Below are 22286 nucleotides of genomic sequence, written 5' to 3'. Positions count from 1 at the left end.
CATGAATGCGTACGCGCTTCATGATGCGGGCGGCGAGATCTGGCTGCGGCGCTGGGGCCTGTCGGTGGCTGTGATCCTGGCGGCGCATGCGGCAGTGCTCGCGGTTGGCATGAGCTGGGTCCCGGCGCCGCCGCCCGGCGTTGCGGTGCCGGCGGTGCTGGTCGATCTGACGCCGATCACCTCGGCGCCGGAGATTTCGGAGACCGAGCTGCCGCCGGGGCCGGCAATGCAGGAGGCCGACGCGTCGCCGCCGGAGCCTGCCGCCGCGCAGCCAGTGCCGCAGGAGATCGCGCCGACGCCGATGCAGGAGAAGCCCGACGTCGTCGCGCCGCCGGAACAGAAGCCGCAGATCACGCCGCCGAAACCCGAGCCCGCGAAAGTCGTTCCGGAGACGAAGGTCGAACCGGTCAAGCCGAAAGTGGTTCGTCGGGAAGCAAAGCAGCCGTCCGAGGCAACCCCGGCACCGCGCACCATCGCGCCAAGCCGCGCCGAACGGCAGGCGCCGGCAGCATCCGCGATCAGCGCCGGCGCAGCCGCGTCAGCGATCGCCGCTTATAACGCCCGCGTCCGCGCGCATCTGTTGCGCTTCCATTCCTATCCCGCAGGCGGCAACGGCCAGCGCGGGGTGGTCCGCCTGGTGTTCACGCTCGGCCGCGGCGGGCAGGTGCTGTCGAGCCATCTCGGCGGCTCCTCCGGCAATCCGACCTTCGACGCGCGCGCGTTGGCGATGGTGCGCCAGGCCCAGCCGTTTCCGGCGTTTCCGTCCGAGATCACGCAGGGCTCGATGGGCTTTTCCGTGCCGGTCGCGTTCGTGCCGCGGTAGTGCGCGACCTCATTGAGAGAGGCCGCACATCTATTCCCGTCATCCTGAGGTGCAAGCCTTGCGGCGCACTTGCGCCGCTGGGCGAGTCTCGAAGGATGCACGGCCCGGCTGCTGGCCGTCGATTCTTCGAGACGCGCTTCGCGCTCCTCAGGATGACGGGGATAGATTGAGTTCGCTTCAATACGCCGGAAGCTCCGTTACTCCTTCACCGCCCCCGTCAGCGACGACACGTAGTAGTCGACGAACAGCGAGTAGAACAGCGCGACCGGCAGCGAGCCGAGCAGCGAGCCGGCCATCAGCGCGCCCCACTGGTAGACGTCGCCGGTGACGAGCTCGGTCAGGATCGCGACCGGCACCGTCTTGTTGGCGCCGCTCTGGATGAAGGCGAGCGCGTAGATGAACTCGTTCCAGGACAGCGTGAAGGAGAAGATGCCGGCCGAGATCAGGCCGGGCACCGCGAGCGGCAGCGTGATCCGCCACAGGATCTGCAACCGCGTCGCACCGTCGACCAGCGCGCATTCCTCGAGCTCGTAAGGGATCGACTTGAAATAGCCGATCAACAGCCAGGTGCAGAACGGCACCAGGAAGGTCGGATAGACCAGGATCAGCGCCAGCGGCGAGTCGAACAGGCCGAACTGCACGATCACGGTGGCGAGCGGAATGAACAGGATCGACGGCGGCACCAGATAGGCGAGGTAGATGCCGAGGCCGACATAGGGACTGCCGCGGAAGCGCAGCCGCTCGATCGCGTAGGCGGCGAGCGTCGAGGCGAACAGCGACAGGAAGGTCGAGCCGATCGCGACCAGCATGGTGGTCTTCAGCCAGCGCGGATAGGCCGTGTCGAACAACAGATGCTTGATATGCGCGAGCGTCGGCGAGGTGATCCAGAACGGATTGTGCTCCTTGTAGTTCAGCAGCTCGGCGTTCGGTTTGAACGAGGTGACCGCCATCCAGTAGAACGGAAACAGCAGGATCAGGATGAAGCAGGCGAGCGGCAGATAGATCATCACCACGCGCCGGGCGCGGGAGTCCCACGCCATCGTATCGGGCGTGGCGCTGGCGACGTTGGAGGATTGGGCTGCAACGTCAGTCATTGGCTTCTCCCTGCTGCCATTTGCGGCGCGCGAGGCCGAAGTAGCTGAACAATGTTGCGAACACCAGGAACGGGATCATCGAGACGGCGATCGCGGCACCCTCTCCGAGCTCGCCGCCGGCGATGCCGCGCTGGAACGCCAGTGTCGCGAGCAGATGGGTCGAGTTGACCGGCCCGCCGCGGGTGATGGCGTAGACCAGCTGGAAGTCGGTGAAGGTGAAGATGATCGAGAACGTCATCACGATCGCCAGGATCGGCATCATCATCGGGAAGGTGATGTAGCGGAAGCGCTGCCAGGAGGTGGCGCCGTCGAGCATCGCCGCCTCGTAGAGCGAGGGCGAGATGGTCTGCAGCCCCGCCAGCAGCGAGATCGCGACGAACGGGATGCCGCGCCAGATATTGGCGGCGATCAGCGAGAACCGCGCCGGCCAGGGCGAGCCGAGGAAGTCGACATTGCTGTCGCGCCAGTGCAGCACGTCGACCAGGAGATAGGAGATGATCGAGAACTGCGGATCGTAGATCCACCAGAACGCCAGCGCGGAGAGCACCGTCGGCACGATCCACGGCAGCAGCACGATGGCGCGGATCAGGCTCTTGAACGGAAAATGGTTGTTGAGCAGCAGCGCCAGCCAGAAGCCGAGCGCGAACTTTCCAAAGGTTGCAACCGCGGTGTAGAAGATCGAATAGAACACCGCGTTCCACCACAACGGATCCTTGAGCAGATACTGGAAGTTCTCAAGTCCGATGTAGATGCCGCGCTGGCCGATCGTGGTGTCGGTGAAGGCAAGCCAGATGCCGAGGCCCAGCGGATAGGTGAGGAACACCAGCAGCAGGCCGATCGCGGGCGCAAGGCACATCACGATCAGGAACGGCTTGTAGTCGAACAGGCGCGCGAGCCAGCCCGGCTGGTGCAGCGCCGCGCCGCGTGAGGGGAGGGTGGTGACAGACATCAGGTTCTTGTCTCGGTCCGACTTCCAGGGGCATTCCGGGATGGTGCGTTAGCACCAGACCCGGAATCTCGAGATTCCGGATTCGACGCTACGCATCGCCCCGGAATGACAGCGGCTTGAGGTCGATCTTACCGGCCCTGCCGCCGGAAGTACCGCTTGGCGCGCTGTTCGGCTTCGGCGGCTGCGGCTTCGGGCGTTGCGGCATCGGTCGCGACCGAGGCGCACATCTGCACCAGCACATAGTCGGCGTTGACGGCGCCGGTCGCGGTCGAGATCGGCCCCTTGTAGCCGTTGTAGTAGGGGCTCCGCATCGTGTCCTTGAAGATCGCGACCTTGGGGTCGCTCGACCACACCGCGGCGTCGGCATAGGCCGCCAGCGGCTGCGACCAGTAGCCGGAGTTGGCGTTGAGCCACGGCTCGTACTGTTCGTGCTCGAGCATGAACTGCAGGAACGCCTTCGCGGCGTTGGGATACTTGCTGTGCTTGAACACCATTGCGTTCAAGGTCAGGCCGGACATCGGAGAGGTGGGAGCCAACCCCTTGATCAGGAACTGATGCGCGGTGTCGTCGGCGATCGCCTTGGTCGCGGGATCGTTCTTCAGCGAGAAATACAGCGAGACGCCGTTTGCGGTCAGGCCGATCTCCTGCGACGAGTAAGCGCGGTTGTTGGAGACGTCGTTCCAGGACGGCGTGCCGGCGATGAAGGTCGGATAGAGTTCCTTCAGATATTTCAGCGCCGCGATCGTCTCCTTGCTGTTGATGATGATGTTGCCTTCCTCATCGAGCAGCGCGGCGTTGTGCGACCACAACAGCCAGTTGGCGAAGCCGTTGCCGTCGCCGACCGCGTTGCCGAGTGCGAAGCCCGCGGGCTTGCCGGCCGCCTTCAGCTTCTTGCAGAGTTCGAGGAAGCCGGCGTGGTCCTCCGGCACCTTGTCGAAGCCGGCGGCGTTGACCAGCGACTTGCGGTAGACCAGCGGGCCGCCCGAGGCGCCGAACGGCAGGCCGACCCAGCTCTTCGACTTCGAGCGCATGCCGTACCGGCGCGCCAGCGTGAGCCATCCGCCATAGCGCTTGTCGAGATAGTCGGCGACATCGGTCAGCTCGATCAGCTTGTCGATATAGATGTGCGGCGCGTCGCCGAAGCCGATGATGATGTCGGGGCCGGCGCCGGAGTTCGAGGTCACGGCGGTCTGCTGGTTGATGTCCTCCCAGCCGACGAAGTCGACTTTGATCTCCACGCCGGTCTTGTCGGTGAATTTCTTGGCATTGGCGCGGAACACGTCCTCGTCGGCCTGGACGAAGCGTACCGGCCGCAGCATACGCAAGGTGGCGTCCTTTTCGATCGGCAGCGACGGCGCCGCCACGTCGGCTGCCTTCACCTTCGACGCCTCCTGCGCCGAAGCGCCGGTGACCGCCAGCGCCGCCGCGGAAGCCCCCAGCACCAGCGCGTCGCGACGCGTGATCTCGTACTTCATGTCGTTCGCACTCCCGTTCTTATTGTTTCGTTGTTGTTTTTTCCTTCCCGGCGTTTGGCCGCCGGTGAAGGTCTCTTGGTCTCGGCGCCAGCCGCGCAAAGGGCCCGCAAGAGACGGGCCCCGCACGAAAAACGCATTCCCGCCCTAGCTGTTCGGACCGCGATCCATGCTGACGGGCTGCCAGCGGCGCAACGCGGTGTTTTGCAGCACCGACGGGTTGACGCAGCTTACCGGCCACATGCCTTGCAGCACTAGTGACAATTCGTAGCCCACCCGGCGCTTGCGCGCCTCGTCAAAACGTGCCGACGCCGACGCGACATGGGCGGTCAAGGTAACATTGTCCATCCCGAGCATCGGATTGTTGTGCGACGGCGGCTCCTTTTCCAGCACGTCGAGCGCGGCGTGGGCGATCCAGCCCTCTTGCAGCGCCTTGATCAGCGATTCCTCGTCGACCGTGGCGCCGCGGCCGGTGTTGATGAAGATCGCCGACTTTTTCATCTGGCGAAAATGCTTCTCGGTCAGCATGTGGTGCACTTCGGGCCGCGCCGGGGCGTGCATCGAGACGAAATCCGACTGAGACAGCACCTCCGACAGCGTCGAGGGGATCACGCCGTGGTCGTACATCAGGGTTTCCTGGATGAAGGGATCGTAGGCCACCATCCTGAGGCCGAACGGCGCGGCGCGCTTGGCGACAGCGCGGGCGACCCGGCCGAACGAGATGAAGCCGAGCGTCTGGCCCATCAGCCGCGGAATTTTCAAAAGCGCCGGACGGCCCTCGGCCCAGCGGCCGGTGCGCACCATCTTGTCCTGCTCGATCAGGCGGCGGAAGCCGGCGAGCAGCAGCATCATAGCGTGGTCGGCGACCTCCTCGATGAAGGTGTCGGGGATGTTAGTGACAGGGATGCCGCGGGCGGTCGCGGCCTTGACGTCGACCGAGTCGACGCCGACGCTGCCGAGCGTGATCACCTTGCAATTCTCGAGCGCGTCGATGACCGCCTTGGTGATCGGCATGCCCTTGGCGTAGATCGCGTCCGCGGTGCGTGCAGCGGCGATGAATTCGGCCTCATTGGCCGGCGCCTCGATGATCTCGGCGCCGATCGGATCGAGCGCCTCGCGCTCATAATCGTAGCCGCCGCCGGCGACCGTGAAGCTCGCGCCCTTCGGCGTGACCACCCTGAATTTCGACATTGTCTGCTCCTGATGTGAGTCTGCTGTTCTTGCTTCTTGCTGGTTTGCTTCTTGATCTTGCTTCTTCTTGCTTCTTGGAGCGCGGCTGGGTCGCTGCCTTCCCATGCTTGTACGCGAGCCGCGCTGTTCTCTCCACAATTGCCGGTTGGTCCGCGGCCTGATTCTCCGGGCTTCTACGGGGAACCTCCGTAACCATCAGGTAAAGGGTCTCACATTACGGTGCGCGGAATCAATCCGCCAATCGCGTCGCGTTCCCCGCCTCTTCTGGAGACCCCCGTGAAGCTGTCAAATCTGAAGATCACCCCCAAGCTCGGCATTCTGGTGGGGGTGACCCTCCTTGGCCTGTGCACGGCCGGCATCCTCGCCGGTCACCTGATGCAGCGGGAGATGATGAATGCGCGCATCGACCAGGCCAAGGCCATCGTCGAGATGGCGAAGAACATGGCGGCGGGCCTGAAGAAGGATGTCGACGCCGGCAAGCTGACCAAGGAAGCGGCACTGGCCGAGTTCGGCAAGCGCGCCAACACCCTGACCTACGACAACGGCGCCGGCTATCTGTTCGGCACCGACTACAGCGGCATCACGGTGCTGGCGCCCGATCCGAAGCAGGTCGGAACCAATCGCATGGACATCGTGACCAATGGTCGCAAGCTCTCGCAGGAACTGATGGACGGCGTGAAGGCCAAGGGCGAGATCCTGCTGTTCTATGATTATGTGAAGCCCGGCCAGGAGACGCCGATCCGCAAGCTCGGCTACGCCGTCGCGGTCCCCGGCTTCGATATGTATCTCGGCACCGGCGCCTATCTCGACGATATCGATGCCAAGATGCGGCCGATTGCCTGGCTGCTCGGCCTCGCGATCCTCGGCATCGGCATCGTTTCCGGCTCGGTCGCCTGGCTGATCGGCCGCAGCATCTCCCGTCCGCTCAACCTGCTCGGCGCCCGCATGCGCGACATCGCCGACGGCAAGCTCGACGGTGACATCCCCGGCGTCGGCCGCGGTGACGAGGTCGGCGGAATGGCGGCCACGGTTCAGGTCTTCAAGGACAACGCGGTTCGCATCCGCGGCCTGGAACAGGCCGAGGCCGAGACCAAAGCACGCGCGGAGGCCGAGCGCCGTGGTGCGATGGAGGATATCGCCAACGATTTCGAGCGCAGCGTGAACGGCATCGTCCGCACGGTGGCCTCCGCCGCCGCCGGCATGCAGACCACGGCGCAGTCGATGACCGCGACCGCAAGCGACGCCAGCGCGCGGGCCGCGACCGTCGGCGCTGCGTCCGACAGCGCCTCCAACAATGTCGGCACCGTCGCCGCTGCCGCCGAGGAGCTCTCCAGCTCGGTTGCGGAGATCTCCCGCCAGGTGGCGCGCTCCAGCGAGGTCGCGAGCCAGGCGGTGGCCGATGCCGAGCGCACCAACGCGACCGTGCAGGCGCTCTCCACCGGCGCCGAGAAGATCGGCGAGGTGGTCAAGCTGATTCACTCGATCGCGGCTCAAACCAACCTGCTCGCGCTCAACGCCACCATCGAGGCGGCGCGCGCCGGCGAATCCGGCCGCGGTTTCGCGGTGGTCGCCTCTGAAGTGAAGGCGCTGGCCAACCAGACCGCGAAGGCGACCGAGGAGATCTCGGCGCAGGTCGCCGCGATGCAGGCGTCCACCGGCGAGGCGGTGACCTCGATCGGCGGCATCACAGCGACGATCGCGCAGATGAGCGAGATCACCGCCTCGATCTCGACCGCGATCGACCAGCAGGGCGATGCGACGCGCGAGATCGCGCGCAACATCCAGCAGGTCGCGGCCGGCTCGAGCGAGATCTCCGCCCATATCGGCGGCGTCACGTCAGCGGCCGCCGCCACCGGCACCGCGGCCGGCGACGTGCTGTCGAATGCCCGCGAGCTCGACACCCAGTCCGGCATGCTGCGCAACGCGGTCGACGAGTTCCTGCAGAAGGTGCGCGCGGCGTAAGGTTTGTAGGCCTGCCCAAACGTCATTGCGAGGAGCGTAGCGACGAAGCAATCCATCTTTCCGTGCATGCGGATCGATGGATTGCGTCGCTTCGCTCGCAATGACCGGGGCCTACTGCTTCTCGATTCCGGCGTCGGCGATCAGCTTCTCCCACAGCACGAGCTGCTCCTTGAGGAATGCCTCGAACTCCTCGGGCGTGCCGGAGAATGCCTCCATGCCGCGCTCGGCGAGTTGGCTCTTGATGTCCGGCCGCTCGACGATCTTGCGGATCTCCGCATTCAGCCTGACCACGACGTCCTTCGGCATGTTGGCGGGGCCGAGATAGCCCTGCCAGGAGGTGATATCGAAGCCCTTCACGGTGTCGTCCATCGTCGGCAGGTCCGGCAGCAGTGCCGACTTCCGCTTGGTGGTGACGGCGAGCGGCTTCAGCACCTTGGCGTTGACGTGCGGCAGCCCGGTCGGCACGTCGATGAACATCATCGAGATGCGGCCGGCGATGACGTCGGTCAGTGCCGGCGGTGAGCTCTTGTAGGGCACATGCAGCAGGTCGATGCCGGCGAGGCGCGCGAAGGTCGCGCCGGAGACGCTCGCCGATGACGAGCCACTGGCGTAGCTGTACTTGCCCGGCTCCTTCTTGGCGAGCGCGATCAGCTCGGCGACCGAGTTCGCCGGGATGTCCGGATGGATCACCAGCATGAAGGGCAGGTCGCCGGTGCGCGCGATCGGCGTGAAATCCTTGATCGGATCGTAGTTCATGGTCTTGAGCAGATACGGATTGGCCGAGTGCGTCGTGTTCGTGGTGACGAACAGCGTGTAGCCGTCGGGGGCGGAGCGGGCGACATAGTTCGCCGCGATCGAGCCGTTGGCGCCGGCCCGGTTGTCGATCACCATGCCGACGCCGAGCGCAACGCCGAGCTCCTTGGAGATCAGCCGCGTCGTGGTGTCGGTGCCGCTGCCGGCGGCAAACGGCAGCACCAGCGTGATGTTGCGGGTGGGATAGGTCTGGGCAAGTGCCGCCCCGGATATCGCCGCAAGCGCGGCGGTGGCTGCGGCCGCCAGGCAGCAGTATCGTCTCAATCCCATGACCATGTCGTCGTCCCCCCGCGCAGGCCCTGAACAGGCCCATTGCGGCCGAAGCTAACCCGGCCGCCATGGCCGCGGAAGCCGTGCCGGGAGCAGCCTTTCGCCGCATGGCCACTCCCGGGCCGTCGCAGGGGCACGCTGCCAAAAATATCGAAAACAACCCCATGCAAAGGAGCCGGTGGCGGCCGGTGCCCGACCAGGCTTGACACGTCGGGCAAATCAGTGTCATATTTCTAATATTCCGAAAGTCGGCCGTGAGTGCGTTACGATCCCGCCGGAAAGACCTGCGCGACGTGAAACGCCTTGGTGGTGATGAGCCACCGGCCGTCGATCCGATGAAACACCAGATGATCGATGAAGCCGGTTTGGCCGGCCCTGACGCGCACCTTGGCGATGGCCAGGTCGGACGCGGTCTGGTCGATGCTGATGATGGCCTCCTCGCGCGGCGATTTCATCGACGCCGGCGAGGGACGGCTGCGGATGAAGTCGCGGAATTCGGCGGCCGAGCGCACCGTGTGCCTGCCGTCCCGGATGCCGTGCACGATGCAGGCATCGGCGAAGACGTCGCGGAACCGGCTATCGTCGACGTCGTACATCAGGTTGAAATATCCATCGATCGCGGATGCGATGGCCTGGATGTCGCTCATTGCAAAATCTCCTTGGCGGTTGATGTGGCGGTGGCCGCACCGGATCGAACCGGTGATCTGCGCCGACAGTGGCCGATATGGTGGCGGAGTGCTACGACTGGGCGGTCATCTCTTGGATGACTGAAAGGCATCGGCATGGACGAAGTTGACGGTCGGCTGGTTGGCGGCCTGGTGGTCCTCGCGGCGCTGGCGGATGCGCGCAGTTTTGGCCGGGCCGCCGAACGGCTCGGCATGACGCAATCCGGGGTCAGCAAGGCGATCGCCAAGCTCGAGGCGCGCCTCGATGCCAGGCTGGTTCACCGCACGAGCCGCGCCGTCGAGCTCACCGAGGAAGGACGCGCGCTGTGCGAGCGGGTTGCTGCGCATCTGGCCGGGATCGGCGAAGCGGCGGCGGAGACCTCGAAATCGCGCGATGCGGTCCGCGGCAGGTTGCGGGTCAATGTTGACCCGCTGTTCTCCCGCATGGTGCTGTCGCCGAAGCTGAGCGAGTTCCTGCTGCAGAATCCAGGCATGGAGCTGCGTATCGAGACCCGCGACCGGATCGCGGATCTGGTCAGCGACGGTTTTGATCTGGCGGTGCGTTTCGGCGAGCCGGTGCCGTCGGCGCTGATTGCGCGCCGCGTGCTCGATGCGCGCGTGCTCACCGTGGCCTCGCCGATCTATCTCGAACGACACGGCCGGCCGCTTGATCCGCGGGAGCTGGCAAGCCGCGACCATCAGTGCATCCATGCAATCGATGCGGCGACCGGGCGTCCCTTCGATTGGGAGTTTCGGCGCGGCAACGAGGTCGTGCCGGTCGCGGTCAACGGGCGGCTCACCGTAACCGATTCAGGAACCAAGCTCGGCGCTTGCCTGGCCGGCTTCGGCATCGCGCAGGTGATCGATCTCGGCCTCGACGATCACCTGAGAGCCTGACTGAAAAATGGGTGAGTGATCTCAGTGGGGTGTGATTCCATCGGATTTGCAAAGATTCGAGGGAGAGCACGATGCCCTGGACCAAGATCACTCGGGAGCAATATCGGCGGGACGATCTGCGTTATGCAAGCGATATGACCGATGCGGAGTGGGCGGTGATCAGACGCCTGTTGCCGCGAGCGAACCGGCGCGGCCGGCCGCGTAAGACGGAGCTGCGTCGTGTGATCGAAGCGATCCTCTATATCGTTTCGACCGGCTGCCAGTGGCGGGCGTTGCCGCAGGAGTTCCCGCCCTATTCGACGGTGCAGGGCTATTTTTATAGATGGCGGGATACAGGCCGGTGGCAGAGGATTGTCAGCGTGCTTGTCCGACGGGCGCGAAAAAAGCTTGGACGGACACCGAAGCCGACGGCAGCCGTGATCGACAGTCAAAGTGCGCCAACCACGCAAGCTGGCGGACCGCGCGGCTACGATGCAGGCAAGCGCATCTACGGCCGCAAGCGGCATATCGTGACGGATACCAATGGCCTCCTCCTTGGGGTTCATGTTCATCCGGCCAACGTTCAGGACTGCCATGGCGCCGTACCGCTGCTGAAGAACGTGCGGATGAACTTCCCCCGGCTGCGCCACGTCTTTGCCGACCGGATCTACCGCGGAAATCAACTCCTCGACGCGCTCTCAGACTGCGGTCCATGGACTGTCGAGATCGTCGAGCGGCCTCAAGGCGTCAAAGGCTTCCAGCTTCTGCCGAGGCGGTGGGTGGTTGAACGCACATTCGCTTGGTTCGGCAGATGCCGCCGCCTCGCCAAGGACTTCGAGGCGACGGTGGCAACCGAAGCTGCCTGGCTGCTGATTGCACACATCAGGCTCCTGACCCGCAGACTCGCGGCTGCAGCTAAGGTTGGGTGATTTATGAGTCAGACTCTCAGGAGCGGCGCGCTGATCGAGCTGTTTCCGGACTGGCCCGACGAGTGTTTTCCGCTCTACGTCTATTACGCCTCGCGTAACCACGTGCCGGCGAAGGTGAGGCGGTTTATCGACTTCATCACGGACACGCTGGCGGCAAAGCCATATTCGCCACGCAAATCCGCCGGCTTGCGCAAGGTCAGCTAGCCATCTCCTCGGCGTCTGCTAGAGCGGGATGGGTTTGGTTGGATTGGCTTGGCGCGCTCTCGGTTCACCTATCCCGTTGGGGAGAGGTCGGATTGCGCCTGGCGATGCGAAGCATCGTCCAGTGCAATCCGGGTGAGGGCTCTTGCTCTCTCGATAGATGGTGCTGTCCTAGGACGCAGCGCGGACCAGGACACCCCGACCGTTAAGCATCCGGACGATTTGTTTACCTTTGATTCACTCAAGTTAATTGACTGGCACACGCTTTGATTCGATCATTCCCGCACTGGGCAAGGCGGTTTCATTAAGGACAATTTTTTCAGGCCCAGAGGGGCTAGCCCGATTACCGACGCGGCGGCTCGGCAAGCAATGGAATGAGGAGCGGCCTCAGCATCACCTCCAAGGGTGCTGGGGCCGTTTCTTTTGCCGTTAGGCAGTTCGCTGACTTGCCTATGCGAATGCGGTGGCTCGGAACCGGGCGCAGACTGGGCGCCATGTTCAGGCTCAGCCACTACGATGGCGTCGAGTACACCTTTATGGCGTTGGCGGCGATATCGTTCGTAGCGCTCATCGTAGGCGTCGGCGTCCTGTTGTCGGCGTCCTGTTTATGTGATGAACCTGTCATCTCATGGATTGATCCAACCGCCTTGGCCTCAGCGTGTACCCTCTCGCCGGGGCCATTTCTTTGGATAGGAACGGCCGACGTGGATCCCGGTTACCGCAACGTCCATTGCTGACTACCTGCCCACAGCGCATGGACGAATCCACGGGAAATCGGCCCCAGCCAGTCGCCTCGCTGGGGCTGCTTCTTTGGAGCGCTCCCAAGAGCGCCCACCGTCGATTACGGTGAAGTTGCGCGTTACGCGCAAAGTGAAAGAGGCCATCAAACTGGGGCGGTCTCGATCTCAAACAAATAGAACGATGGCAACCAGAGCGATGGGGCTCAGCCCCAACGCTACAATGCTCGCCCTATAAAGTAGGTCACTAGTCATGATACAACCCCTGCGTGGGGTTGAAATCTAGCTCGGGATGACTGGCGACCAAAGTGCAGTTTGTGCCACTGCTAGGAAATTAATCGTGCGCTGGATGAGAATAGGCCGCCAGCTGAGGCGGCCTTACTTGCCGTATGCCCGCGACTGTCATTTGCACGCCGAACACCGCGCGGCTTGTTCGGCATCGGTTTGATGGCGGTCCACTCGTAGTCGCTGAGTTCGCAGCGCATGCTCCGAGGCTCCGGTTTTCGGAGCTCGGGCAGCGCCATCAACTGGCAACGCCCCGTGCCGTGTCGCTAATGCTCTGAATTGACTTCCGCTTTCGGCGGCATAGCGGACTGGGCCGGACTTGCTACTGGCTCGACCCGGTCGCGGATGACCCGCAACGGACTTTAGGAACGCCCCGGGCCGATAGGAACAATCCATTCCGCATGGCTTTTACGTGCGATGGACGATCTGCTCAAGCGCGCCGACCGCGCTATTGAGGATAGCTATCGCGTCAAGGAAGAAGCGATAGAGCACCTTATACGGGCCCAAAGGGTAGCCCGGGAGGTGAGAGCTACTATCGTTCGTGCCGAAAGCGCTAGGTCCCGCTATCGTCAGCTTGGGCTGGAAACGGCTGAGAGGCAGGGCGCGTTTCAGGAAAATCCTGCGGGTACCTCACCTTCCGATCAGCGGGACTGAAGCCCAATAGTCGTCGCGCGGATATTTGGTCCAGCAGGCGTTTATGCGCTGCAGAAACAGCCTCCGCCAGCTGTCTGGAACGCTGTATAGCGGCGTCGGCACGCGCGAACAGTGTCTCAAGGTCCTGTGCCATGCCAGATAACGCGGGGGGGGGGGGCGCCGTTCCGGCGAAGGCGCCTCAAGTGAACTGCCGCCCGCTTCGCTGTATTCAGTGCCCTAATTCCAGTAAAGTGCCCTTGTCGTCGGCGGCGGTTCCGCGTCCCCCCGACTGGGGCCGGTCGCGCTTCCGCCTACGACAGGGAGCGCCGGGATGGTGTTGCCAGGTTTCCGCTTTTTCCGTCTCTCGTCTCTCGACAGAGAGCACGACGCTCGTCACCTGGCGTCGGGACGCGCAGCCATTACGCTGGGCCGCAAAGTGCTTTCGGAAAATCCTCGACCAAACATTCCAAAAACCAAGCAGCGCGAGATCAAAAAACCATCACCTCAGCAGCCTGACGGCTTTCGGATGCAAGCGGCTGTCGATAGAAAAAGGAAGGCGCAGGAGCGGCGCTCTTTTGAGCGGCAACAGCTATCTATTGCCAATAAACACGTAGCGAAGGCTGAATGCGTGATCAGGGAGCAAGTGGCCTTGATCGAGAACCTACGATGCAGCGGCCAAGACACGAAGCTCGCGGAGGAAACGTTGCGGGTGTTCGAGGCCAATCTACAGGTAATGCAAGAACACCGCGAGCTTATCGTTAGGGCCATCGAGGAGACCGAGGAAGGGCTTCAAGGCAACCTTGTTAGTTGGCCAGCTCCCGCATGGGGAAAACAGGGAGCCGATTCGGCCGAACCGTAACGTCCGGTGATCAAGCCAGCCCCTCGTCGATCTGCTCAATCGTTTTGACAATTATCGCTCGATGCTCACGCAGCGTCTTTAGATTGTGCTCAAAGCCCGTGAGCATCTCCTCCGCAACTTTGGTGTCGTGACGTTCCGCCCGCAAATTATCAAGTAAAAGTCGTTGCTTCGTGATGTGTTGCTCGGCGGTCGCGATATGCCTGTCGGACTGCGCAAGGTGTTCGACTTCGGCTTGTCGATCCATGTTTTAGCTCCACGACGCCCATCTTCAAACGCGTCCACGGAGATGTCGTTCCTTTGGGCGGTACGTCAAAATGTGCCGAAGTTGCCTATTGGCCCATCGCGTCATTTAGCTGCGCTGCAGAATTTGGTCGCTATCGGTGCTATAGCAGACTTTGGCAAGCTGTCCGCCCGGCAGATTTATGGGTTCACGGCCTCGCGCTTCGCCGATGTCTTGGCGGACCCTTGGCGCGAGGCGATGATGACGCCGGCGAGCACCAGCGCGTAGCCGATCAGATGGAACGGCGCGAGCGTCTCGCCGAGCAGCAGGATCGCCATCGCCGAGCCGAACACCGGCACCAGATGGAAGAACGGCGCGGCGCGGTTCGGGCCGATCAGCGCGACGCCGCGGTTGAAGAACAGATAGGCGAGCGTGGACGGGAAGATCAGCACATAGGCGAGCGTTGCGCCGGTCAGCAAGTCGAACTTCAGCGTCACGCCGTTGGCGAACTCCCAGGCCGCCACCGGCAGCAGCATCAGCGCACCGCAGCAGGTGGTGAACGAGATCAGCGAAAGCTGATGGATCTTCGGTCGCCGCGGGATCAGCGCCGAATAGAGCCCGAACGATACCAGCGAGGCGCCGAACATGATGTCGCCGCGGTTGAAGCTGATGCTGGCGAGCGCGGAGAAGTCGCCGCGCAGGATGATGGTCAGCACACCGGCCAGCGAGATCGCGATGCCGGCCAGCTGCGCCGGCGTCAGCCGCACGCCGAACAGGATCAGTGACCACAGCGCCACGAACAGCGGCCCCGCCGACTGGATCAAGAGCGCGTTGAGCGCCTCGGTATACTGCATCGCCCAGTAGGAGATCGCGTTGTTGAAGGCGAAGCCGACCGCGGACAGCAGCAGCATCAGCGGCAGGGCGCCGCGCAGCTTCGGCCAGTCCAGCTTCAGATGCGGCCAGGCGAACGGCAACAGGATCAGGAAGACGCCGAACCAGCGGATCGTGGTCAGCGTGACCGGCGGCACATGGCTGCCGACATGCCGCGCCAGCACGATGTTGGCGGCCCAGAACAGCGATGTCAGGCTGAGCAGCAGATAGGGCTGGTTATTGAGCCAGCTGAGCGGCGAGCGGCGTGGGGTTGTGGCAGGTGCGGGCAAGGTGGTCATTATCGGGCGGATGTTGTGCCCGAATCCGGCGCCGCGACAAGACGAAAGAGCGGATTGGAGCCATGCGCGGGGGCTCAATCTGACGCGGAAGCCACACTGCCGCGGAATAACAGAATCCGTCATCCTGAGAGACCGTGAATGAATGCCTCTCGATGCCGCAACATACTCGATGTCGTCCCGGCGAAAGCCGGGACGACGAGCGGAGAGATTGCGCTGCATCCTTGCCTATCTCTGCGGCCCCGACAGCGAGATGTCGCGCTCGGCGCGAAACACGTTGCTGTAGAGATTGGCGATCCATTGCCGTCCGCTCGAGGTGATGTTGAGGTAGCGGATCGCCTTCTGCACATGCGGTGCGACGCTGTCCCAGTAGAACCGCGGATAGCGGTCGACGAGATCGGCCGGCGAATCGTAGCCGAGCTGGCGGTTCAGTCCGGCCTCCTCGAATTCGATGTACAGCGCGTTGGCCTTGCGGATGTAGTGGGGATCGCCGAGCTGGCCGATCAGGTCGGCCGCGCGCAGCAGGGTGGCCTCTTCGCCGAAATCCTCATCGTCATCAGGCGCGCTCAGCGGAAAGCGGGTGCCTTCGATGGCACGCACGATGCGCTCCTTGTCGAGCAGGGTGACGCCCTTGAGCCGCTCCATCACGAAGATCTTGGAGCGGTCGACGTGGTAGGACATCAGCGCCGCATCCGACGAGCCGCGCGGCAGGATGATCTTGCGGCCGTCGGCCTCGACCAGATAGCCGTCCTGGCCGTCGGCCTCGAACAGCCCGCGCACATAGCCGATGTCATGGGTGAGGCAGGCGATGATGACATGGGCATAGTCTTCGGCGCTCATATGCGAGTGCAGCGCGCGGCCGCGCAGGATGTCGTGGCCGGCCAGCGTCACCAGCATGGTGTGCTCGACATTGTGATAGAGCGCGTCGCTGTTGCCGATGCATTCGAGCGCGATCCGGGCGATCGAGGGCACCATTTCCACCAGCTGGGTCTGCGAAGAGCCGAACCGGCGCTGCATGTACTCGCCGAGGAACTTGCCGAGCGCGTCGGCCGCTAGTTCTGGAAGGGTCATCACGGCCTTGACCTCCGAGAGCTGACCTGAGCTTACGGCTCGGCGGTATTTCAGGCTAGTCCCGCGATGTGACATAATCGTTGCGGCCGGACCGATGTGGCGGGAGTGACGGGCTTTGGGCGGGAGCGGGTGATGGGTGTCGATCTCTTGAACGTCAAAGGCCTGAACGAGCTGGACCGCGAGGCGCCGGTCGTGATGGTCAATCTGATGCGGTTTCGCGCGCGGTCGCTCGACGGCGACGGCTCGGGCTGGGATGCCTATTTGCGCTACAGCGCGCTCACCGTCCCGATGATCAAGGCGCGCGGCGGCACGCTGTTGTGGACCGGCAGCGCCGAGACTGTCGCCCTCGGCGAGCCGGCCGGCCAGAGCTGGGATTATCTCGCGCTGGTCTACTACCCGAGCGTCGCCGCCTTCATCGACATGATGACCTCGGCCGACTACGAAGACCGCTGCGACCCGCATCGCCGCAACGGCTGCGAGGAGCACGTCATCATCGCGACGCGCGAGGCCTACAGCAAGTTCAAGGTGGGGTAGCCGACGAACCCGGCTCCCATCCCGTCATTGCGAGCGTAGCGAAGCAATCCATTTCACCGCGTAGTGGAGCGATGGATTGCTTCGTCGCTAACGCTCCTCGCAATGACGGTTGACAGTGACCCTCAGGATGATGGGTTTGCGAGCGGCTGCAGCGCCGCGTGGCAGGCGCTCTGCACGACACGGCAGACATCATCGCTCGACCGCCCCGCGCTCAGCGATGCGAAGGTCGGATAGCTCGTCAGCGCGAAGATCAGGTCGACGGCGTCGCTGCGAGCTTGCTGTGACGCGCCCTTGCCCGCGATGCGGTCGATCAATCCGGTGACGCCGCGGCGGCGGCGCTCGTTGCGCTCGCGCACGGCTTCGGCGAATTCGGGATCGGTCGCCATCGCGTCGTGCAGCCGGCCGACCGCGGAATCCCGGCTCCAGAATCCGCAGAAGATCTCGACCATCCGGTCGAGCGCGGCGCGCGGATCGGCCATCGTCATGGCGTCGGCGAGCTGGTGCAGCCCGCCATGGCGCGCGATCTCGTCGAACACCGCCTCGAGCAGCCCGCGCCGCGAGCCGAACTGGTTGTAGACCGTCAGCCGGGTCACGCCGGCCGCCTTGGCCACCGTATCGAGCGAGAAGCGCGCGATGCTCTCGTCGCGCAATGTGCGCGAGGCGGCCTCGATCACGCGCTCGCGGGTCTCGGCGGCGGCAGCGCTGCGCGCCGGGCTCACATAGCTGCGCGGCGGCATCGGTTTGCCTTGCTTTCGTCAGATTGACTATACATTATGTATATCTAATTTCCAATGCCCATCCGGAGCGACATCATGCAGACCGCCCTGATCATAGCGCTGTCCCTTCACGTCCTGTCATCGGTGTTTTGGGCCGGCTCGAGCTTCACCCTGGCGCGCACCGGCGGCCTCGGCGGCGAAAAGCTGCTGTTTCCGCAAATCGGCGCCGCGACGGTCGCGATCGTGACCGGCGGCACGCTCTGGCGCCTGGTCCACGAAGGCTCGTTCGGGCTGTCGGAGCAGATTCTGGCGGGCGGCGCGATCGCGGCGCTGGCCGCGATCGCCGTGCAGGTCATCGTCGGCGGCGGCGCGGTCCGGCAGCTGCGCAGCAGCGCGGGCGATACCTCAGCCGCGCGCTCGCGCCTGGCGGTCGCCCAGCGCATCGCCGCCGCCCTGCTCGCGATCACCGCGCTGTGCATGGGCGCGGCGCGCTATGCGTGAGCCTGGAGCCTTTCCCGTTCCGATAGAATCGCAACGGGGCTCTAAAGCGCGATGAGATTGGGTTGAATCATCATCGCGCTTTAGCTCCTTGTATGAGCATGATCTTTTCGGAAAACCGCTTCGCACTTTTCCGGATCATGCTTTGGACTCTTGTTGTGACGCGTTTTCTTCACGCGAACCGGTATCCACTTCGCTCGAAAACGCTCTAGAACTTCCGCACCAGGTCCGGAGTGATCTCCTTCAGGCTGCGGATGCCGAGCAGCGCGAGATCGCGGTCGATCTCGGCATGCAGCAGCGAGATCGCGCGCGCCACGCCGGCCTCGCCGGCGACCACGGCGGCATAGAGGAACGGCCGCCCGACCCAGACGAAATCCGCACCGAGCGCCAGCGCCTTGATCACGTCGGTGCCGCGGCGGATGCCGCCGTCGACCATCACGGTCATGTTGCCCTTCTGCGCCGCGATCTCCGGCAGCGTGCGCAAGCCGGAGACGGTGTAGTCGAGCTGGCGGCCGCCATGGTTGGAGACCATGACGCCGTCGCAGCCATGCTCGCGCGCCAGCCGGGCGTCTTCCGGCGAGATCAGTCCTTTGACCACGAGCTTGCCGCGCCAGCGCTTGCGGATCAGCTCGACATGCTTCCAGGCTAGCTGGTCGCGGCTGCCGATGTTGCGCATCAAATTCTTGGACAGCACCGGCGGGCCCTGCTTGGCGTCCATGTTCTCGAAATGCGGCATGCCGTGGTTGAACACGGTGCGCGCCCAGGTGTTGAGCAGCCAGTCGGGATGGGTGATGGTGTCCCAGAACACCCGCGGCGTGATCTCGAGCGGCACCTGGAAGCCGTTGCGGATATTGTTCTCGCGGTTGGGCGGCACCGGCACGTCGGCGGTGACGACGAAGGTGTCGTAGCCGGCGGCGGCGACACGGTCGACCAGCGGCTCGATCCGCTCGGGAAGGCCGGCGAGATAGGCCTGGTACCAGGCCGAAGGATTGGCGGCGCGAACGTCCTCCAGCGTGATCAGCGAGGAGGCCGACAGGATCATCGGAACGTTGGCGGCGGCCGCGGCGCGCGTCAGCACGATGTCGCCGCGATAGGCGCACAGCGCGGACGAGCCCATCGGCGGAATGCCGAACGGCGAGGCGTAGCTCTTGCCGAACAGCGTCGTGGTCTGGTCGCGGCCGGAGACGTCCTGCAGCACCCGCGGCACGAAGCCGTATTCCTCGAACGCCCGGCGATTGTCGGTGCGGGCCATATCGGTCTCGGCGCCGCCCGAGATGTAGCCGTAGAGGAATTTCGGCAGCAGCCGGCGCGCCTGCGGCTCGAAATCGTCGAGCGTGAGATAGCGCCGCAGATGCCGGGGTACGGCGGGTGCAGCGCGGTTGACGGTTACGGCAGGCGGAGAGGGGGCTGCGGTCCGGTCGTGCACGTTGAGCGTTTCCGTTGTTCTTGGTTCTTGGTCGGAAGGCCAGACTAGAGCATGATCCGGAAAAGTGGATACCGGTTTTCCGAAAAGATCATGCTCAAACAAAGAGATGAGATCATGATGCGATTCCATGGAAACGCATCATGATCTAGCGCCTGCCGGCGGGCCCGACAAATTTCTCGTTGAACTTGTTGACGGACTGGCTGACGTCGCTGAGCGTCTTGCGGGTCTCGGCGATCATGGCGCCGGATTTCTTGTCGAAGCTCTGGATCAACTCGCGCAGCGAGATCACGGTCGGCAGCAGCTCGCCGCCATATTTGTCGCTGCCGAAGCTTTTCAGGAACTTGTCGGCCGAGTTCATCTTGGCGTCGACCGCGCTGATGCCGTCGTCGGCGGCGTCGATGAAGCCGGCGATCAGCTCGCCATTGCCGGACAGCGAGTTGGTGAAGTTCTCGAGCCCGAGCAGCGAGTCCTTGATGTCGGCCTCGTTCTCGCTGATGACGCGGTCGACATTGCGCAGCGCGACCCGCAGCTTCTCCTGGATCCCCATCGTGCCTTCGGCGTCGGCCGTCAGTTCGGGAATGCCGTCGGCGCCGAGCGTCGGCGGCGGCGCATCGTCGGTGCCGCCGGTGAAGGAGATCGAGGCGATCCCGGTCAGGCCCTGGAATTCGAGGCCGGCCTGGGTATCCTTCTTGATCGGGGCGTTGCCTTCGATCCGCGTCATCGCCACCACGCGGTGCCGGTCGAGCCTGATCGAGACCACCTCGCCGATCCGCACGCCGGCGAAGTTGACGCTGCCGCCGCGGCGCAGGCCGGAGAGCCGAGCCCTCGAAGATGACGCGGAACGGCACCATCCGCTTGATGCCGGCATAGCGCTGATAGCCGAGCCAGCCGCCGAGCGAGCCGGCGATCAGGGCCAGCGTCAGGGTGCCGATCAAGAGATTGCTGGCGCGCGCCATGCGTAAAACCCGTCTGCGAAGCAGGTCTCAAGAGATAGCGGATTTGCCGCCGATAGTCACCGCGGGCTTTCCTTACCTCGCCCCGCTTGCGGGGTCGAGACGAGCGAAGCTCGCTCTTAGAGGTAGGATCGCATGCAGCGCAGCGGAATGCGGTCCGGGTGAGGGGAGTCTCCGCGCATTCGTCTCTCGCCGTCCTCGCGGAGCGAGCCCCTCACCCCAACCCTCTCCCCGTAAGAACGGGGAGAGGGAGAGGAGAATTACGCGCTCTGCTTCCGCGATGCCGCGAACACGCCGGCCAGCACCAGCGCGAAGCCGATGAAGTGGAAGGCCTGCGGATGCTCGCCGATGAACACGATCGACATGATGGTGCCGAACACCGGAACCATGTGGAAGAACGGTGCGGCCCGGTTGGCGCCGATCAGCTGCACACCGCGGTTGAAGCACAGATAGGCCAGTGTCGAGGGGAACACCGCGACATAGAACAGCGACAGCAGATTGTTGATCGTGAGCTGCATCACCGGGCGCGCGCCGAGTTCCCAGATGTAGAGCGGGATCAGGACCAGCGCGCCGCAGCCGAAGGTGAAGGCGGCGACCGACAGGCCGTGGATCTTGGGCCGCTTCAGGGTCAGCACCGAATACAGCGCGAAGATCACCAATGCGACGATGAAGATCAGATCGCCCTTGTTGAACTCGATTTTCGACAGCGTCGTGAGATCACCGTGCAGCAGGATCACCAGCACGCCGGCGAGCGACAGCAGCACTCCGAACAATTGCGCCAGTGTCAGCCGCGCGCCGAGCAGGATCAGCGACCACAGCGCGACCACCAGCGGTACCGCGGATTGCAGCAGCAGCGTATTGAGCGCCTGGGTGTGCTCGAGCGCCCAGTATTGCAGCGTGTTGAAGGCGCTGATGCCGGTGATCGACATCAGCACCATGATGCCGAGATTGTTGCGGATCACCGGCCAGTCGCGGACGAGGTGCTTCCAGGCAAACGGCAGGATGATCAGGAATGCCGCCGACCAGCGCAGGAACGACAGCGTCACCGGCGGAATGTGGCCGGCGGCGAGGCGGCCGACGATCGCATTGCCGGCCCAGCACGTCGCGGTGATGCAGAGCAGCAGATAGGGCTGGTTGGCGATCCAGGAGCCGGCCGCAGGCGTTGATGTGGTGGAATCGGAGGCAGACATAAAGAGGGCCCGGGTTCACGACGCCGCGGCCTGCCCGGCTGGCACCGCCGGGCCGGTATGGATCTCCCCGGCTCGGATCACAGACACGGATTTCGTCATTCCATCAATGGGGATAGACGCATCGCGACCATGCGCGAAGACCCCTTCACCAAGGCAGCCTGACGGCGCCTGGCCGGGCCAGCCCCGCGCCCGTCGCGCACGGAATCGAATGCTTGGCTCTAGCCGGTCTCCGGCGGCGTGGTCTGGCGCTTGACGATCTGCTCGGCGAGCTCGATCAGGATCCGCTTGGTGTCGGGGTCCTGCACGTCGCGAAACACCCGCAGCATGCGCAGTTCGAGCAGGGACTGCAGCGATTCCGCCGTCTGGCCGGCCTGCGCCGGCGCTGCCGTGACCGGCCGGCGGTTGAGGATGTCGGCGGCGATTCCGAGCATCTCGGCGACGGTCGCCAGGCGACCGGTATCGATCTTCACCGTGCCGTCGACGCCGTTCTTTTGCAGAGAGGCGCCGGCGCACAGGATCTCGGCGAGATCCGCCTGCGACAGCCCGATTGCGCGCCAGCGCGCCTGCACCAATTGGTCGATCTGGTCGTCCTGTGACGTGCTCATGATGCGTTCAGACCATCTCCAGCTAGGTCCGTGGACAGCATTTCCGCTACGAAAGTTGGTAGCAAATGAACCGGCGGTTCGTCGCGATGGGACTTCTACGGATCATCGGCTGGACAACGGGTCCTGCCGTACCGGGCAACGTGCAGGA

The 22286-nt window shown here is 64.1% G+C and carries 22 protein-coding genes; 8 read left to right on the top strand and 14 right to left on the bottom strand.

The window, feature by feature from the left end; translation table 11 throughout:
* Position 1 precedes the first annotated feature (1 nt).
* On the top strand, positions 2-823 hold the full coding sequence (locus tag ACVI1L_RS07430) for a TonB family protein (protein ID WP_456782596.1): 822 nt from the start codon (positions 2-4) through the stop codon (positions 821-823).
* Between the two features lie 197 nt (positions 824-1020).
* Here ACVI1L_RS07430 and ACVI1L_RS07425 read toward each other — a convergent pair whose 3' ends face one another.
* The 4 genes from ACVI1L_RS07425 to ACVI1L_RS07410 all read right to left on the bottom strand — a co-directional run bounded on the left by ACVI1L_RS07425 (position 1021) and on the right by ACVI1L_RS07410 (position 5529).
* Positions 1021-1863 carry a carbohydrate ABC transporter permease gene (locus ACVI1L_RS07425; protein WP_016840579.1) on the bottom strand — a complete coding sequence of 281 codons (843 nt, stop codon included), beginning with the start codon at positions 1861-1863 and terminating at the stop codon, positions 1021-1023.
* Positions 1864-1909: 46 nt separating this feature from the next.
* On the bottom strand, positions 1910-2866 hold the full coding sequence (locus ACVI1L_RS07420; RefSeq protein WP_137479049.1) for a carbohydrate ABC transporter permease: 957 nt from the start codon (positions 2864-2866) through the stop codon (positions 1910-1912).
* Positions 2867-2994: 128 nt separating this feature from the next.
* On the bottom strand, positions 2995-4341 hold the full coding sequence (locus ACVI1L_RS07415; RefSeq protein ID WP_069276553.1) for an ABC transporter substrate-binding protein: 1347 nt from the start codon (positions 4339-4341) through the stop codon (positions 2995-2997).
* A 144-nt stretch (positions 4342-4485) separates the two neighbouring features.
* Positions 4486-5529 carry a C-terminal binding protein gene (locus ACVI1L_RS07410; protein WP_229192585.1) on the bottom strand — a complete coding sequence of 348 codons (1044 nt, stop codon included), beginning with the start codon at positions 5527-5529 and terminating at the stop codon, positions 4486-4488.
* Positions 5530-5805: 276 nt separating this feature from the next.
* Between ACVI1L_RS07410 and ACVI1L_RS07405 the strand changes: the two genes are divergently transcribed.
* Complete coding sequence (locus ACVI1L_RS07405; protein ID WP_456782595.1) at positions 5806-7491, top strand: methyl-accepting chemotaxis protein; 1686 nt, start codon at positions 5806-5808, stop codon at positions 7489-7491.
* A gap of 111 nt (positions 7492-7602) precedes the next feature.
* Here ACVI1L_RS07405 and ACVI1L_RS07400 read toward each other — a convergent pair whose 3' ends face one another.
* Complete coding sequence (locus tag ACVI1L_RS07400; protein ID WP_229160502.1) at positions 7603-8574, bottom strand: Bug family tripartite tricarboxylate transporter substrate binding protein; 972 nt, start codon at positions 8572-8574, stop codon at positions 7603-7605.
* A gap of 263 nt (positions 8575-8837) precedes the next feature.
* Entirely contained in the window at positions 8838-9221 is a 384-nt protein-coding gene (locus ACVI1L_RS07395) for a nuclear transport factor 2 family protein (protein ID WP_456782594.1), read from the bottom strand.
* Between the two features lie 135 nt (positions 9222-9356).
* Between ACVI1L_RS07395 and ACVI1L_RS07390 the strand changes: the two genes are divergently transcribed.
* From ACVI1L_RS07390 to ACVI1L_RS07375, 4 genes are all read left to right on the top strand, one after another.
* Complete coding sequence (locus tag ACVI1L_RS07390) at positions 9357-10136, top strand: LysR family transcriptional regulator (protein WP_456782593.1); 780 nt, start codon at positions 9357-9359, stop codon at positions 10134-10136.
* A 71-nt stretch (positions 10137-10207) separates the two neighbouring features.
* A complete protein-coding gene (locus tag ACVI1L_RS07385; RefSeq protein WP_076824982.1) occupies positions 10208-11044 on the top strand; it encodes an IS5 family transposase in 837 nt (278 codons plus the stop codon).
* 3 nt (positions 11045-11047) lie between these two features.
* On the top strand, positions 11048-11248 hold the full coding sequence (locus tag ACVI1L_RS07380; protein WP_456782592.1) for a hypothetical protein: 201 nt from the start codon (positions 11048-11050) through the stop codon (positions 11246-11248).
* A 1983-nt stretch (positions 11249-13231) separates the two neighbouring features.
* Entirely contained in the window at positions 13232-13759 is a 528-nt protein-coding gene (locus ACVI1L_RS07375) for a hypothetical protein (RefSeq protein ID WP_253589081.1), read from the top strand.
* A 10-nt stretch (positions 13760-13769) separates the two neighbouring features.
* Here the strand turns inward: ACVI1L_RS07375 and ACVI1L_RS07370 are convergent, their stop codons facing one another.
* The 3 genes from ACVI1L_RS07370 to ACVI1L_RS07360 all read right to left on the bottom strand — a co-directional run bounded on the left by ACVI1L_RS07370 (position 13770) and on the right by ACVI1L_RS07360 (position 16219).
* Positions 13770-14003: a hypothetical protein gene (locus tag ACVI1L_RS07370; RefSeq protein WP_253589082.1), complete on the bottom strand. Its 234-nt coding sequence runs from the start codon at positions 14001-14003 to the stop codon at positions 13770-13772.
* 176 nt (positions 14004-14179) lie between these two features.
* Complete coding sequence (locus ACVI1L_RS07365; RefSeq protein ID WP_253638666.1) at positions 14180-15148, bottom strand: DMT family transporter; 969 nt, start codon at positions 15146-15148, stop codon at positions 14180-14182.
* Between the two features lie 225 nt (positions 15149-15373).
* The gene (locus ACVI1L_RS07360) at positions 15374-16219 is read right to left on the bottom strand and encodes a metal-dependent phosphohydrolase (RefSeq protein WP_253638667.1); all 846 of its coding nucleotides are present in this window, start codon (positions 16217-16219) and stop codon (positions 15374-15376) included.
* A gap of 129 nt (positions 16220-16348) precedes the next feature.
* On the opposite strand from ACVI1L_RS07360, the gene ACVI1L_RS07355 reads away from it, so the two are divergent.
* Positions 16349-16750: a DUF1330 domain-containing protein gene (locus ACVI1L_RS07355; RefSeq protein WP_456782591.1), complete on the top strand. Its 402-nt coding sequence runs from the start codon at positions 16349-16351 to the stop codon at positions 16748-16750.
* 122 nt (positions 16751-16872) lie between these two features.
* Here ACVI1L_RS07355 and ACVI1L_RS07350 read toward each other — a convergent pair whose 3' ends face one another.
* Entirely contained in the window at positions 16873-17487 is a 615-nt protein-coding gene (locus tag ACVI1L_RS07350; RefSeq protein ID WP_253625434.1) for a TetR/AcrR family transcriptional regulator, read from the bottom strand.
* A gap of 75 nt (positions 17488-17562) precedes the next feature.
* Between ACVI1L_RS07350 and ACVI1L_RS07345 the strand changes: the two genes are divergently transcribed.
* Positions 17563-17967 carry a hypothetical protein gene (locus ACVI1L_RS07345; RefSeq protein WP_057015609.1) on the top strand — a complete coding sequence of 135 codons (405 nt, stop codon included), beginning with the start codon at positions 17563-17565 and terminating at the stop codon, positions 17965-17967.
* Positions 17968-18172: 205 nt separating this feature from the next.
* Here ACVI1L_RS07345 and ACVI1L_RS07340 read toward each other — a convergent pair whose 3' ends face one another.
* The 4 genes from ACVI1L_RS07340 to ACVI1L_RS07325 form a co-directional block, all read right to left on the bottom strand.
* A complete protein-coding gene (locus ACVI1L_RS07340) occupies positions 18173-19390 on the bottom strand; it encodes an alpha-hydroxy acid oxidase (RefSeq protein ID WP_456782590.1) in 1218 nt (405 codons plus the stop codon).
* 145 nt (positions 19391-19535) lie between these two features.
* Positions 19536-20258, bottom strand: coding sequence for an MlaD family protein (locus tag ACVI1L_RS07335; protein ID WP_456782589.1), 723 nt, complete (start codon positions 20256-20258; stop codon positions 19536-19538).
* 345 nt (positions 20259-20603) lie between these two features.
* Positions 20604-21533 (bottom strand): DMT family transporter, encoded by a 930-nt coding sequence (locus tag ACVI1L_RS07330; RefSeq protein WP_456782588.1) that lies wholly within the window; start codon positions 21531-21533, stop codon positions 20604-20606.
* A 218-nt stretch (positions 21534-21751) separates the two neighbouring features.
* Positions 21752-22138, bottom strand: a complete 387-nt coding sequence (locus ACVI1L_RS07325) for a hypothetical protein (protein WP_253625436.1) — start codon at positions 22136-22138, stop codon at positions 21752-21754.
* Between the last annotated feature and the right edge of the window lie 148 nt (positions 22139-22286).

It is taken from the genome of Bradyrhizobium sp. USDA 4516 (assembly GCF_054055915.1).
Note: the sequence above shows the minus strand (reverse complement) of the source record. Positions and strands in the feature narration are given on the sequence as shown.

Excerpts from the sequence above, each read along its gene's own strand:
- ACVI1L_RS07380 (WP_456782592.1), top strand. The coding sequence starts at position 11,048 with ATGAGTCAGACTCTCAGGAGCGGCGCGCTGATCGAGCTGTTTCCGGAC.
- ACVI1L_RS07365 (WP_253638666.1), bottom strand. The coding sequence starts at position 15,148 with ATGACCACCTTGCCCGCACCTGCCACAACCCCACGCCGCTCGCCGCTC.
- ACVI1L_RS07335 (WP_456782589.1), bottom strand. The coding sequence starts at position 20,258 with ATGCCGGCATCAAGCGGATGGTGCCGTTCCGCGTCATCTTCGAGGGCT.
- ACVI1L_RS07395 (WP_456782594.1), bottom strand. The coding sequence starts at position 9,221 with ATGAGCGACATCCAGGCCATCGCATCCGCGATCGATGGATATTTCAAC.
- ACVI1L_RS07415 (WP_069276553.1), bottom strand. The coding sequence starts at position 4,341 with ATGAAGTACGAGATCACGCGTCGCGACGCGCTGGTGCTGGGGGCTTCC.
- ACVI1L_RS07330 (WP_456782588.1), bottom strand. The coding sequence starts at position 21,533 with ATGTCTGCCTCCGATTCCACCACATCAACGCCTGCGGCCGGCTCCTGG.
- ACVI1L_RS07385 (WP_076824982.1), top strand. The coding sequence starts at position 10,208 with ATGCCCTGGACCAAGATCACTCGGGAGCAATATCGGCGGGACGATCTG.
- ACVI1L_RS07350 (WP_253625434.1), bottom strand. The coding sequence starts at position 17,487 with ATGCCGCCGCGCAGCTATGTGAGCCCGGCGCGCAGCGCTGCCGCCGCC.
- ACVI1L_RS07325 (WP_253625436.1), bottom strand. The coding sequence starts at position 22,138 with ATGAGCACGTCACAGGACGACCAGATCGACCAATTGGTGCAGGCGCGC.
- ACVI1L_RS07375 (WP_253589081.1), top strand. The coding sequence starts at position 13,232 with ATGGTGTTGCCAGGTTTCCGCTTTTTCCGTCTCTCGTCTCTCGACAGA.
- ACVI1L_RS07345 (WP_057015609.1), top strand. The coding sequence starts at position 17,563 with ATGCAGACCGCCCTGATCATAGCGCTGTCCCTTCACGTCCTGTCATCG.
- ACVI1L_RS07420 (WP_137479049.1), bottom strand. The coding sequence starts at position 2,866 with ATGTCTGTCACCACCCTCCCCTCACGCGGCGCGGCGCTGCACCAGCCG.
- ACVI1L_RS07400 (WP_229160502.1), bottom strand. The coding sequence starts at position 8,574 with ATGGGATTGAGACGATACTGCTGCCTGGCGGCCGCAGCCACCGCCGCG.
- ACVI1L_RS07430 (WP_456782596.1), top strand. The coding sequence starts at position 2 with ATGAATGCGTACGCGCTTCATGATGCGGGCGGCGAGATCTGGCTGCGG.
- ACVI1L_RS07390 (WP_456782593.1), top strand. The coding sequence starts at position 9,357 with ATGGACGAAGTTGACGGTCGGCTGGTTGGCGGCCTGGTGGTCCTCGCG.
- ACVI1L_RS07410 (WP_229192585.1), bottom strand. The coding sequence starts at position 5,529 with ATGTCGAAATTCAGGGTGGTCACGCCGAAGGGCGCGAGCTTCACGGTC.
- ACVI1L_RS07355 (WP_456782591.1), top strand. The coding sequence starts at position 16,349 with ATGGGTGTCGATCTCTTGAACGTCAAAGGCCTGAACGAGCTGGACCGC.
- ACVI1L_RS07425 (WP_016840579.1), bottom strand. The coding sequence starts at position 1,863 with ATGGCGTGGGACTCCCGCGCCCGGCGCGTGGTGATGATCTATCTGCCG.
- ACVI1L_RS07370 (WP_253589082.1), bottom strand. The coding sequence starts at position 14,003 with ATGGATCGACAAGCCGAAGTCGAACACCTTGCGCAGTCCGACAGGCAT.